This window comes from Alkalibacterium indicireducens (assembly GCF_039522005.1).
Lineage (GTDB): Bacteria > Bacillota > Bacilli > Lactobacillales > Carnobacteriaceae_A > Alkalibacterium > Alkalibacterium indicireducens.
The window spans coordinates 1-14,134 of the sequence record NZ_BAAADA010000145.1 but is presented as its reverse complement, the minus strand read 5'-3'; the positions used below and the strand labels follow the sequence as shown (position 1 = coordinate 14,134).

Below are 14,134 nucleotides of genomic sequence, written 5' to 3'. Positions count from 1 at the left end.
CTTTAAAACGATAGTGAAACAAGAATGGATCACTGTGGAACGTTCCTGCTCAGGCGTTCTTAACCTGTTCCGCTTCAAATTAAAATGGGAGCTCGGGCAGACGGTCGGCCGCTACCTCAACCAGTGGACCCCGTTCATTCCTAAGAAATCTCATACCGTCGCTGACTTCACTGCACTGACTGACAGCCTCTTCTACGGCCCAGAGCGATCCGATTCTAGCTGGACTCCTGAGCAGAAAGAGACAGTTAACGGTATGATTGATTTGCTTGAAGATCTTCCGGACCTGAAGCGTCACCCAAGGGAACCACACCCTTTAAGTGGAAAACTCATTCAGTAAGCCGCTGGAATTGTAATATTCTTTTCGATGAATTAACAATTCAGAATAAAAACTGGACCGACTGTACTGACCTGAAAATGTGGTCAGTACGGTCGGTATTTTCTTTAATTTAAGAAGACTGTTTTCGCTGGGCGAAAACATCCCATATAAACATTCATGATGATAAAAGCCGATGATCTCGGCTTTTTCTTTTACATAATGCATGGTACTGCCTCGGTTCCAGCATTGTCCACCGGCTATTTCTTCCCGAGTGTCTGTCCTGGCTCGATTTCTCCTTAGCTCAGATGCTTTTCCCGTTTGAGTTCCGGTTCTATCTCATTTGCTCCGGAACTCAGATCCATTTTCCATTTGAGTTCCGGTACTATCTCATTTGCTCCGGAACTCAGATCCATTTTCCGTTTGAGTTCCGGTTCTATCTCGATTGCTCCTTAACTCAGATCCATTTTCCGTTTGAGTTCTGGTTCTATCCCAATTGCTCCGGAACTCAGGTCCATTTCCCATTTGAGTTCCGGTTCTATCTCATTTGCTCCTTAACTCAAATCCATTTTCCATTTGAGTTCCGGTTCTATCTCGATTGCTCCTTAACTCAAATCCATTTTCCATTTGAGTTCCGGTTCTATCTCGATTGCTCCTTAACTCAGATCCATTTCACATTTGAGTTCCGGTTCTAACTGAATTGCTCCGGAGCTCATCATGTTTCTCATTTCGACCACCCGAGCTTGCCTTAAAACCTGAACTTCTTTAACTATTTCCGCAATATAGTATTTAAAGGCAAAAAAAGAGAGCTTAGAAGAAAAATCTTCTAAGCTCTCTTGAACTAGCTCATTGAAAAATATTATTCAACAATTTTAGTTACTACGCCAGCTCCAACAGTACGTCCACCTTCACGGATAGTGAATTTAGTACTATCTTCAACAGCGATTGGAGCGATTAGAGAAACGCTCATGTTAGTGTTATCGCCAGGCATAACCATTTCAGTTCCTTCTGGAAGTTCAACAACACCAGTTACGTCTGTTGTACGGAAGAAGAACTGTGGGCGGTAGTTAGTGAAGAATGGAGTGTGACGTCCACCCTCTTCTTTTGAAAGAACATATACTTCTGCATCAAATTTAGTATGCGGAGTAATTGAACCAGGCTTAGCTAAAACTTGTCCACGCTCGACATCGTCACGTGACATACCACGTAGTAACGCACCGATGTTGTCTCCAGCTTCAGCGTAGTCTAGTAATTTACGGAACATTTCAACACCTGTAACAGTTGTTTTAGCAGTGTCTTTAATTCCGACAACTTCAACTTCGTCACCGACGCGAACTTCACCAGTTTCAACACGACCAGTTGCAACTGTACCACGACCAGTGATTGAGAATACGTCCTCAACTGGCATCATGAATGGTTTAGCAGAGTCACGTTCTGGAGCAGGGATGTAGTTATCTACAGCGTCCATAAGTTCAAGGATTTTTTCTTCGTATTCTGCATCGCCTTCAAGAGCTTTAAGTGCAGAACCAGCAACTACAGGAATGTCGTCGCCTGGGAAGTCGTATTCGCTTAATAGGTCACGAACTTCCATTTCAACTAATTCTAGTAATTCTTCATCGTCGACCATGTCAACTTTGTTCAGGAATACAACGATGTAAGGAACACCAACCTGACGTGAAAGCAGGATGTGCTCACGAGTTTGAGGCATTGGTCCGTCAGCAGCAGAAACTACCAAGATAGCTCCGTCCATTTGAGCAGCACCAGTGATCATGTTCTTAACGTAGTCCGCGTGTCCTGGGCAGTCAACGTGTGCATAGTGACGTGTATCAGTTTCGTACTCAACGTGTGAAGTAGAGATTGTGATTCCACGTTCTTTTTCTTCTGCAGCACCATCAATTGAATCGTATGCTTGAGCTTCTGCATAACCTTTTTTAGATAGTACTGTAGTGATTGCAGCTGTTAGAGTTGTTTTACCGTGGTCAACGTGTCCGATTGTTCCAATATTCATATGCTGCTTGGAACGGTCAAATTTTTCTTTAGCCATTTTAAACATTTCCTCCTTAGGATTATCTTCTTTTTTTTAAATAGAAAATAGTATTTTCTATTCCTATTTACTCTAGTTTATTATACCGGTAGGCCGGTATAAAATCAATCGATTTGGCAGATCAGACCTGCTGTCCAGTCAAGTTACGACTAGGCGCAGCAGCGTCTGCCTCAGAAAGAGCTGATTAAGCTTCTCCACCGTTTTTCTTGATGATTTCTTCCGCAATGCTCTTAGGCACTTGTTCGTAGTGATCGAACTGCATTGTGAATGTTCCACGTCCTTGAGTAGCAGAACGTAGCGTTGTTGCGTATCCGAACATCTCAGCTAGCGGTATCTGTCCTTTAACAACAGTTGCGTTTCCACGCTGTTCAGATCCTTCGATATTTCCGCGACGAGCAGAAATGTGACCCATTATGTCTCCCATGTATTCTTCAGGTACAGTGATTTCAACAGCCATCATTGGCTCAAGAATAACTGCGCCTGCTTTTTGAGCAGCATTTTTAAGTGCCAGTGATGCAGCAACTTTAAATGCAGTCTCGTTTGAGTCGACATCGTGGTAAGATCCATCGTAAAGTTTAGCTTTAACGTCAACTAGAGGGTATCCAGCAAGAACACCGTTTTCCAGTGACGCTTCAAGACCAGCTTTAACTGCAGGAATGTATTCACGTGGAACAACTCCACCAACGATAGCATCTTCAAATTCGAAACCTGCGCCTTCTTCGTTTGGTGTGAACTCGATCCATACGTGACCGAATTGTCCTTTACCACCAGACTGACGAACAAATTTACCTTCTGCTTGTACTTGTTTAGTGAATGTTTCACGGTAAGAAACCTGAGGTGCTCCAACGTTAGCTTCAACTTTGAATTCACGCTTCATACGGTCAACGATAACGTCCAGGTGAAGTTCACCCATACCGGAAATAATCGTTTCGCCTGTTTCGTGATCAGTTTCAGCACGGAAAGTTGGATCTTCTTCAGCTAGTTTCTGTAGTGCAAGACCCATTTTATCCTGGTCAGCTTTTGTTTTAGGTTCAATAGCAACCTGGATAACTGGTTCAGGGAATTCCATTGATTCAAGGATTACCGGATTCTCAAGGTCACACAGTGTGTCACCAGTTGTTGTATCTTTAAGACCAACAGCAGCAGCGATATCTCCAGAGAATACTTCTGAAATCTCTTCACGAGAGTTCGCGTGCATTTGAAGGATACGTCCCACACGTTCACGAGAATCTTTCGTCGCATTCAGGATATAAGATCCAGATTCAAGAGTACCTGAGTAGACACGGAAGAAAGTCAGACGACCAACATATGGGTCAGTCATAACTTTAAATGCCAATGCAGAAAACGGCTGATCATCGCCAGCTTCTACTTTGACTTCTGCAGTCTCATCTCCTTGTTTGTGACCAACAATGGCACGTACATCAAGTGGTGAAGGCAGGTAATCTACTACAGCGTCCAGAAGTAACTGAACCCCTTTGTTTTTGAAAGCAGACCCAACTAGTACTGGATAGAATTCAACGCTTAGAGTTGCTTTACGAATACCTTCTTTTAATTGCTCTTCAGAGATTTCTTCTCCTTCAAGGTAACGCATCATCATCTCTTCATCTAGATCAGCAACAGCTTCAACTAGTTTAGTACGCCATTCTTCAGCCAGTTCAACCATGTCAGCTGGAATATCTTCTTCAGTTATTTCAGTTCCAAGGTCGTTACCGTACATGAATGCTTTCATTTTAACTAGGTCGATGATACCTTTGAAGTCATCTTCAGCACCAATCGGTAGTTGGATTGGGTGAGCGTTAGCCTGTAGACGGTCATGAAGGGTTTCATTCGCGTGCAGGAAGTCAGCTCCCAGTTTGTCCATTTTGTTTACAAAAACAACACGAGGTACGCCGTAAGTAGTTGCCTGACGCCATACTGTTTCTGTTTGTGGTTCAACACCTGATTGTGCATCCAGTACAGCAACCGCTCCATCAAGTACACGTAGTGAACGTTCTACCTCAACGGTAAAGTCCACGTGTCCAGGAGTGTCGATGATGTGTACACGGTGGTTGTTCCACTGAGCAGTTGTTGCAGCGGAAGTGATTGTGATTCCACGCTCCTGCTCCTGCTCCATCCAGTCCATCTGTGAAGCACCTTCGTGCGTTTCACCAATCTTGTGGATTCGGCCAGTGTAATAAAGGATACGCTCAGTCGTGGTTGTTTTACCAGCATCGATGTGCGCCATGATTCCGATATTACGGGTTCTCTTTAGAGGAAATTCTCTTTTGGCCACTAATCATTACACCTCTCTTTAGTAAATTTGGATCATTCTGACATGATCCTCGGATAACTGTCAATGAAGATACAGAGTTTTTCCGTCGCACGAATCGACTCCATGCGATCGAAGACTGCTCTGATTATCTTACCAGCGGTAGTGAGCAAACGCTTTGTTCGCTTCTGCCATACGGTGAGTTTCTTCACGTTTACGGACAGCAGCACCAGTGTTGTTTGCTGCATCCATGATTTCTTTAGCCAGTCTGTCTTCCATGGTGTTTTCTCCACGTAGACGAGCATAGTTTACTAACCAGCGAAGTGCCAGAGTCGTACGACGATCAGGACGTACTTCTACAGGAACCTGGTAGTTAGACCCTCCTACACGACGAGCTTTAACTTCTAATACAGGCATGATATTTTTCAGTGCTTGTTCATACACTTCCATAGGATCATTTCCTGTTGTTTCTTTAATCTGATCAAATGCATCATACAAAATCGTTGATGCTTTTCCACGCTTACCGTCAACCATCAAACGGTTGATCAGACGGGAAACCAGTTTAGAGTTGTACATTGGATCTGGTAATACATCACGTTTTGCTACAGGACCTTTACGAGGCATTCAAATTCCTCCTTTCGGGAATATTAATTTCGAGTTATTTTATGAAGCTGAGCTTAACGCCTCACTCCACTTTTATTTATCCAGTTTCGTTCAGCAGCTCTCCGTGCCATTCACCTTGAAAATTCGCTGTGCAGTCTTCGACTTGCTTGACGAAGCTGTTTCGGCTTTAGCCGTTTACAGATTAGTTATGTCGATAAGCAAGGCTTATGCGACCTTCATCTATTGCTATTTTCTAGGTGGATGTCAGGCTGAGCTTAACGCCTCACTCCACTTTTACTTATCCAGTTTCGTTCAGCAGCTCCCCGTGCCATTCACCTTGAAAATTCGCTGTGCAGTCTTCGACTTGCTCGCTATAATTTTCCAGGTGGATGTCAGGCTGAACTTAACGCTTCACTCCACTTTTATTTTACTTATTTAGGACGCTTAGTTCCGTATTTAGAACGACCTTGTTTACGGTCTGTTACTCCGGCCGTATCAAGCGCTCCACGAACGATGTGATAACGTACACCCGGTAAGTCTTTTACTCGACCTCCACGGATAAGTACCACGCTGTGTTCCTGAAGGTTGTGACCTTCACCTGGGATGTATGCTGTTACTTCGATCATGTTAGATAGACGTACACGAGCATATTTACGTAAAGCTGAGTTAGGTTTTTTAGGAGTCATTGTTCCCACACGAGTACAAACACCACGTTTTTGTGGAGAGTATACTGTCGTCTGTTTGCGCTTCTGAGTGTTGTACCCTCTATTCAACGCAGGTGACTCTGATTTACTTGTTTTAGATTTACGAGGCTTACGGATCAGTTGATTCATTGTAGGCATATTGTGTTTCCTCCTTCCATTTTTACTGTGTAATACTTGCTTTTCTAGGTCCACACATCCAGGCGGTTCCTTTTTGGGCAAAAAAGAATAATCGCTTAATGCGACGGCCTTCCATTGCCAGAAACCTTCTTGATATATGGCTTGTTTTTGTCTCTTGCGTACCAGTCAGCACGACTGTTAACTCAATCAGGCCAGATCACTCCAGCACAAGAATCGGAACACAAAAGCACCTCTAGCATAGTACCACGCAGGGACGGTTATGTCAATAACCTGTTGGAAATTAATTTATTTACCCAAAAGGTATATCAGAGCAGCCCGAAGCTGCCCCGACTTCCTTCCAGTTTAATTACTCTGTTGTAGTCTGATCTGCAGGTTGAACGTCTTCATTAATGCTATAGACATTTTCGCTGACGACGCCTACTTCTTTAGGTTTCATGTCGTTGTACACCTTCATACCTGTTCCGGCTGGAATAGATTTACCAATGATGACATTTTCCTTCAGACCAATCAGTTTATCGTTCTTACCTCTTATCGCAGCATCGGTCAGGACACGAGTTGTTTCCTGGAATGATGCAGCAGATAAGAAACTGTTTGTTTCAAGTGACGCTTTGGTGATACCCAGAAGAACTGGGCGTGCTGTTGCTGGAAGTCCACCAGATAATAAGGTCGATCTGTTGGCTTCCTTGAAGTCTGCAACATCTACCAGGCTACCTGGCAGGATGCTCGTATCACCTGGATCCATCACTCTAACTTTCTGAAGCATCTGTCTGACCATTACCTCGATGTGCTTATCACCGATTTCAACCCCTTGACTGCGGTAAGCGTACTGTACTTCTTTAAGCATGTAGTTCTGAAGCTTAATGACGTTACTTACTGCAAGGAGCTGTTTAGGTTCGATTGATCCTTCACTCAATGCATCCCCACGTTCGATAAAGCTGCCGACTTTCACTCGGAGTCGGGCATTGATTGCCAGAGTGTAGCTGCGGGTATCTGTTGCACCCTTAACCGTCACTTCTTTAGTTCTTTCGCTAGGGTTTTCTTCTATAGACACGACTTCCCCAGTTACTTCAGTGATTGTTGCAAGACCTTTAGGGTTTCTTGCTTCAAAGATTTCCTGAACACGAGGGAGACCCTGAGTGATATCGTCTCCGGCAACCCCACCTGTGTGGAACGTACGCATGGTCAGCTGAGTACCCGGTTCACCGATAGATTGAGCAGCAATTGTACCAACTGCTTCTCCTACTTCGACTTCACGGCCAGTTGCCAGGTTACGTCCGTAACATTTCTTACATACCCCATGATTAGTGTTACATGTAAAGACGGAACGGATTGTTACTTTTTCAATTCCTGATTCGATGATTACTTTAGCGATATCTTCAGTGATCAGGTCATTTTCTTTAACGAGTACGGCATCTGTTTCCGGATGTCTCACTGTCTTACGTGCATAACGTCCGATGATACGTTCTTCAAGCGGCTCGATTTCTTCGTTGCCGTCTTTCAGTGTTTCAGCGTCCAATCCACGTTTCGTGCCACAGTCTTCTTCACGGATAATGACGTCTTGAGCTACATCTACCAGACGACGAGTCAGGTAACCGGAGTCAGCTGTCTTAAGCGCCGTATCGGTCATTCCTTTACGGGCACCGTGTGTAGAGATGAACATCTCGAGAACGGACAGCCCTTCACGGAAGTTTGATGTGATCGGCAGTTCCATGATACGACCACTCGGAGCCGCCATCAGTCCACGCATTCCAGCAAGCTGGGTAAAGTTGGAGATGTTACCACGGGCACCGGAATCACTCATCATGAAGATGTTATTGTGGTTATCCAATGAGCGCATCAAGTGTTCCTGGATGGTATCTTTTGTTTTCGTCCAGACATCGATGACTGCAGTATAGCGCTCTTCTTCAGTTATCAGACCACGACGGTGAGACGCGTTGATGCGGTCCACCTGTTTGTGTGCCTGATCCAGGATCTCACCTTTTTCTTCCAGGTGAGAAATGTCGGCGATTCCGACAGTGATTCCTGATTTAGTTGAGTGTTTGTAGCCAAGGTTCTTCATTTTATCCAGCATTTTTGATGTTTCAGTGACCTGGAATCGTTTGAAGACTTCAGCAATGACGTTACTTAAGTTTTTCTTCTTGAACGGTGACACGAGTTCAGCATTCTTGATGTGCTCTCTGATGTCCGTTCCATAAGGGACAAAGTATTTATCCGGAGTCTGTTTCTCCAGGTTGTCCTGAGAAGGTTCATTCAAGTACGGGAACTCTTTCGGCATGATTTCATTGAAAATCAGTTTTCCGACCGTTGTAACAAGGTACTTGTCCTTCTGCCATTCAGTAAACGGCTTTTCAGGCAGCGCGGATGCATGAACCGCTACTCTTGAGTGAAGGTGAACATAGCCGGTCTGGTATGCTTGAATTGCTTCAGACTGACTTGAGAAGATCATGCCTTCTCCAATTTTACCCGCATCTTCCATAGTCAGGTAGTAGTTACCCAGTACCATATCCTGTGAAGGTGTTACAACGGGTTTCCCATCTTTAGGGTTCAGGATGTTCTGAGCACCAAGCATCAGAATACGGGCTTCAGCCTGAGCTTCGTCACTTAATGGAACGTGAACAGCCATCTGGTCTCCATCGAAGTCGGCATTGTATGCTTCACACACTAATGGGTGAAGACGGATTGCTTTTCCTTCAACAAGTACAGGTTCGAAAGCCTGGATACCCAGACGGTGAAGCGTAGGCGCCCGGTTAAGAAGAACAGGGTGTTCTCTGATGACATCTTCAAGTACAGCCCAGACTTCTTCGTCCATGCGTTCAACTTTACGTTTCGCATTCTTGATGTTGTTTGCAATTTCTCTTGCGACCAGCTCTCTCATAACAAAAGGCTTGAACAGCTCAATTGCCATTTCTTTAGGCAGACCACACTGGTACATTTTAAGACTTGGTCCAACAACGATAACGGAACGACCAGAATAGTCGACACGTTTACCCAGCAAGTTCTGACGGAAACGTCCCTGTTTCCCTTTCAGCATATGAGAAAGAGATTTAAGTGGACGGTTACCCGGTCCAGTCACTGCACGTCCGCGACGGCCGTTGTCAACTAGTGCATCGACAGCTTCCTGAAGCATACGTTTCTCATTCTGAACGATGATATGCGGAGCATTCAGGTCCAGAAGGCGTTTCAGACGGTTGTTACGGTTGATGACACGACGGTACAAGTCGTTCAAGTCACTTGTTGCAAAACGTCCACCTTCAAGCTGAACCATCGGACGCAGTTCAGGTGGAATGACTGGTACAACGTTCATGACCATCCATGCCGGATCGTTTCCTGAATTTCTGAAAGCTTCCAGAATATCCAGACGACGGATCGCACGAGTACGTTTTTGTCCTGTAGCCGTCTGAAGCAGTTCTTTCAGCTCTTCGACTTCTTCCACAAGATTTACGTCGTTCAATAATGTCTTGATCGCTTCCGCACCGATTTCAGCCTGGAAACTGTTTCCGTACTGTGCACGGCGTTCGCGGTATTCGCGTTCAGTCATCAGCTGTTTCTTCTCAAGTGGTGTGTCACCAGCATCAGTGACAACATATGAAGCGAAATAAATGATTTCTTCAAGCGCACGTGGCGACATATCCAGTACAAGTCCCATACGACTCGGGATACCTTTAAAGTACCAGATGTGTGTTACAGGTGCTGCCAGTTCAAGGTGACCCATACGTTCACGGCGAACTTTAGATTTAGTGACTTCTACGCCACAACGGTCACAGACGATCCCTTTATAATGGACACGTTTGTATTTCCCGCATGAACATTCATAATCTTTTGACGGTCCAAATATTCTTTCACAGAACAGTCCGTCTTTTTCAGGTTTCAGTGTGCGGTAATTGATTGTTTCAGGTTTCTTAACTTCTCCGTAAGACCAGCTGCGGATCTTGTCCGGTGAAGCCAGACCTATTTGTATACTTTCAAATTTATTTACATCGATCAAAGGGGCTACCTCCCTTTAGTAGATTATAGAGCTGCCCTAGTGCTCCTCTTACATGCGAAAAGATGAAGGAGAGGAAAGAATGCTGTATAATCTTCTGTCCTCTCACTTCTATCTTTTAATGTGTTTCTGACTTACTCCTGCTCCTGCTCTTGTGACTCAGCAAGGGCTTCTTCCTGTTCTTTCAGTCTTGCTTCTTCAGCACGCTTTTCGTCCTGTTCTTTTTTCATCTTTTCAAGTGAATCGACATTTCCGAATTCATCGTCTTCATCTGAATCCTGAAGATCGATGGCTTCTTCGTTGATGTCCAGTACTTTAAGATCCAGTCCCAATGACTGAAGCTCTTTGACAAGTACTCGGAATGATTCCGGTACACCAGGTTTTGGAATGGTTTCACCTTTGACGATGGCTTCGTACGTTTTCACACGTCCGACAACATCATCTGATTTGTATGTCAGGATTTCCTGAAGGGTATAAGCCGCACCGTATGCTTCCAGTGCCCATACCTCCATCTCTCCGAAACGCTGTCCACCGAACTGGGCTTTACCACCAAGCGGCTGCTGCGTAACTAGAGAGTATGGTCCAGTTGAACGGGCGTGCAGTTTGTCGTCGACCATGTGGGCCAGTTTGACGAAGTACATGACTCCGACAGAGACCTTGTTGTCGAACGGCTCCCCTGTACGTCCATCGATCAGTACCGTTTTGGCATCGTCATCCATACCGGCTTCTTTGATCGTTTCCCAGACTTCATTTTCATTGGCTCCATCAAATACCGGCGTTGCAATGTGAATGCCCATCTTGCGTGCGGCCATTCCCATGTGCAGTTCGATGACCTGACCGATATTCATACGTGATGGTACCCCAAGCGGGTTAAGCATGATATCGACAGGTGTACCGTCCGGCATGAACGGCATGTCTTCTTCTGGAAGAATAAGGGATACAACACCCTTGTTTCCGTGACGACCGGCCATTTTATCTCCGACGTTGATTTTACGTTTCTGAACGATAAAGACACGAACAAGATAGTTGACGCCAGGAGATAGTTCGTCTCCAGCTTCACGAGTAAAGATCTTCACGTCGTGAACGATCCCTCCACCACCGTGAGGCACTCTTAGTGATGTATCTCTTACTTCACGTGCTTTTTCTCCAAAGATCGCATGTAATAGTTTTTCTTCCGCAGATAACTCAGATACCCCTTTTGGTGTGACTTTACCTACAAGGATGTCTCCATCATGGACTTCTGCACCAATTCTGATGATTCCACGATCATCAAGATTTTTCAGTGCGTCGTCGCCAACGTTAGGCAGTTCACGGGTGATTTCTTCAGGGCCTAGTTTCGTATCGCGGGCTTCAGATTCATATTCTTCAATATGGATCGATGTATAGATGTCATCTTTGACCAGGCGCTCACTCATGATGACCGCATCTTCAAAGTTATAGCCGTCGAATGTCGTGAAGGCAATAAGCGGATTGCGTCCCAGCGCCATTTCACCATTTTCCATAGAAGGTCCGTCCGCAAGAATATCTCCTTTGTCAACCTGTTCACCATGACGTACCAGTGAACGCTGGTTGTAGGATGTTCCCGCATTGGAACGTTTAAATTTAGCTACATAGTAACTATCCAGTGCACCATCTTCACGTCTGACACGAATCTGTTTCGCATCAACGTATTCAACAGTACCTGAATGTCTTGCAATGACTGCTGCTCCAGAGTCACGCGCTGCTGTGTGCTCGATTCCTGTTCCAACAAGCGGTGCTTCCGGATCGATCAGAGGCACGGCCTGACGCTGCATGTTCGCACCCATCAGGGCACGGTTGGAGTCATCGTTTTCAAGGAATGGAATACTTGCTGTCGCAACAGACACAACCTGCTTAGGTGATACGTCCATATAGTCGACAAGAGAGGCTTCCAGTTCTTCGTTGTTGTTCTTCGTACGAGCCAGAACCAGATCGTTGACGAATGATCCGTCGTCGTTAAGCGGCGCATTGGCCTGAGCAACAACATAAAGATCCTCTTCGTCTGCAGTCAAATAGTCGATTTCACCAGTTACGCGTCCAGTTTCTTTATCCACTCGACGGTAAGGTGTTTCGATAAATCCGAACTCGTTGATCTTAGCGTATGTGGACAAGCTGTTGATCAGCCCGATGTTTGGTCCCTCAGGTGTTTCGATCGGGCACATACGTCCATAGTGGGAGTAGTGAACGTCTCGGACTTCATATCCGGCACGGTCACGCGTCAGTCCACCAGGTCCTAACGCAGACAGGCGTCTTTTGTGTGTCAGCTCGCCAAGCGGGTTCGTCTGATCCATGAACTGAGACAGCTGTGAAGAACCGAAGAACTCTTTGATGGACGCAACAACTGGACGAATGTTGACCAATTGCTGTGGTGTTGTCGTAGATGTGTCCTGAATGGACATACGCTCACGAACCACACGTTCCATACGAGACAGACCGATACGGAACTGATTCTGAAGCAGTTCCCCAACTGAACGGATACGTCTGTTTCCTAAGTGGTCGATATCGTCTGTTTCGCCGATGCCTTCCTGTAAGTTGAAGAAGTAACTCATGGATGCGATCATGTCCGCCGGAAGAATGTATTTCACTTCACGGTCAGGATTCGCATTTCCGATGACATTGACAACACGGTCATTGTCATTCGGAGAGTAGACTTTAACGATCTGAAGATCGATCGGTTCAGGCACGACACCTTCATCGGATGGATAAAGCGTCACTGCGTTCAGTCCGTTATCCAGATGTGGTCCGAGCTGGTCCATGACTTCACGGTTGATCAGTGTACCTTCTTTAGCCAGCAGTTCGCCTGTTTCACTGTCAACCAGTGATTCAGCCAATGTCAGACCCATCAGGCGGATTTTAAGATCCAGTTTCTTGTTCATTTTATAGCGTCCGACACGAGCCAGGTCATAACGCTTAGGGTCGAAGAAGCGTGTAGTCAGGAGACTTCTTGAAGAGTCAGCCGTTTTAGGCTCTCCTGGACGCAGACGTTCGTAAACATCTTTCAGTGCTTCTTCCACTCGGGAATCCGAAGTGTTTTTGTGAATATCTTTTTCTAGAGTAGCTACCAGACTTTCGTTCGAGCCGAAAATATCCAGAATTTCATCATCCGATCCGAATCCCAGTGCACGAACAAGTACACTTAGAGGGATTTTACGGGTACGGTCGATACGGACATTGGACAAGCCTTTAGAATCCGTTTCATACTCCAGCCATGCGCCACGGTTAGGAATGACAGTAGATCCGAATCCTTCCATGCCGTTCTTTTCAACTTTAGGGCTGAAATAAACGCCAGGTGAACGGACTAGCTGAGAAACGATAACACGTTCCGCTCCGTTGATGATGAATGTTCCCTGTTGGGTCATCAGTGGGAAGTCTCCGAAGAATACTTCCTGCTCTTTTACTTCGCCTGTTTCTTTATTGATCAGGCGCAGTTTGACGTACAGTGGAGCTGAATAGTTAGAATCATGCTGTCTCGCTTCATCTACTGAATATTTAGGTTCCTGCAGCTGATAGTCTGTAAATTCAAGTGACAGATTACCTGAAAAGTCTTCGATAGGAGAAATGTCCTTGAACATGTCTCTCAATCCTTCTTCAAGAAACCAGTCATAAGAGTTTGTCTGAATTTCGATTAGGTTCGGTAATTCCAATACTTCTTTAATTCGTGAGTAACTTCTACGTGTACGGTGCTTGCCGTATTTCACATCTTGGCCTGCCAACCTCTTCACCCCTCATAAATAATCACTAGCCGTCATAATCAAAAGCAATTGCTGTATTTGATCATCCGCTTCTTATATTACAATTGCGTTACAATTGTTAACAAACGTTTAAAAACAAGGCGTTTACCCTGTTTTTGACCAAAAAAAATACAAAAGAGTCGTGAAAGAATCATCCTGAATCATCACACATTCTTTTGTTTTGCTCCAAAAACCGCGTCCGGACAATATTTCGTACGGGTTTTATTTTCATACTTTGTTTAGCGTCTATTAAGTTTACACAAAAAGCAAGTGGTTGTCAAGTTTGAATTTGCCCTTTTTACGTCAGGGCAGCCTCTAAATCGAGCATGTAGGAGGAAGGCAATGGAACACTG

General features: G+C 45.1%; 8 protein-coding genes. 2 read left to right on the top strand and 6 right to left on the bottom strand.

Annotated elements, in window-relative coordinates; translation table 11 throughout:
* Positions 1-13: 13 nt before the first annotated feature.
* Complete coding sequence (locus tag ABFX15_RS08485; protein ID WP_346025015.1) at positions 14-337, top strand: hypothetical protein; 324 nt, start codon at positions 14-16, stop codon at positions 335-337.
* Between the two features lie 835 nt (positions 338-1,172).
* Here ABFX15_RS08485 and tuf read toward each other — a convergent pair.
* The 3 genes from tuf to rpsG form a co-directional block, all read right to left on the bottom strand.
* Complete coding sequence (gene tuf, locus ABFX15_RS08480) at positions 1,173-2,357, bottom strand: elongation factor Tu (protein WP_346025014.1); 1,185 nt, start codon at positions 2,355-2,357, stop codon at positions 1,173-1,175.
* A gap of 184 nt (positions 2,358-2,541) precedes the next feature.
* Positions 2,542-4,629, bottom strand: coding sequence for an elongation factor G (gene fusA / locus ABFX15_RS08475; protein WP_346025013.1), 2,088 nt, complete (start codon positions 4,627-4,629; stop codon positions 2,542-2,544).
* 129 nt (positions 4,630-4,758) lie between these two features.
* On the bottom strand, positions 4,759-5,229 hold the full coding sequence (gene rpsG, locus ABFX15_RS08470; RefSeq protein ID WP_091265310.1) for a 30S ribosomal protein S7: 471 nt from the start codon (positions 5,227-5,229) through the stop codon (positions 4,759-4,761).
* A gap of 115 nt (positions 5,230-5,344) precedes the next feature.
* Between rpsG and ABFX15_RS08465 the strand changes: the two genes are divergently transcribed.
* The gene (locus ABFX15_RS08465; RefSeq protein ID WP_346025012.1) at positions 5,345-5,647 is read left to right on the top strand and encodes a hypothetical protein; all 303 of its coding nucleotides are present in this window, start codon (positions 5,345-5,347) and stop codon (positions 5,645-5,647) included.
* Here the strand turns inward: ABFX15_RS08465 and rpsL are convergent.
* From rpsL to rpoB, 3 genes are all read right to left on the bottom strand, one after another.
* Entirely contained in the window at positions 5,640-6,050 is a 411-nt protein-coding gene (gene rpsL, locus ABFX15_RS08460; RefSeq protein ID WP_034299852.1) for a 30S ribosomal protein S12, read from the bottom strand. The two genes, ABFX15_RS08465 and rpsL, sit on opposite strands and share 8 nt — an antisense overlap.
* Before the next feature lie 346 nt (positions 6,051-6,396).
* The gene (gene rpoC, locus ABFX15_RS08455) at positions 6,397-10,035 is read right to left on the bottom strand and encodes a DNA-directed RNA polymerase subunit beta' (protein ID WP_346025011.1); all 3,639 of its coding nucleotides are present in this window, start codon (positions 10,033-10,035) and stop codon (positions 6,397-6,399) included.
* Between the two features lie 131 nt (positions 10,036-10,166).
* Entirely contained in the window at positions 10,167-13,772 is a 3,606-nt protein-coding gene (gene rpoB, locus ABFX15_RS08450) for a DNA-directed RNA polymerase subunit beta (RefSeq protein WP_346025010.1), read from the bottom strand.
* Positions 13,773-14,134 lie beyond the last annotated feature (362 nt).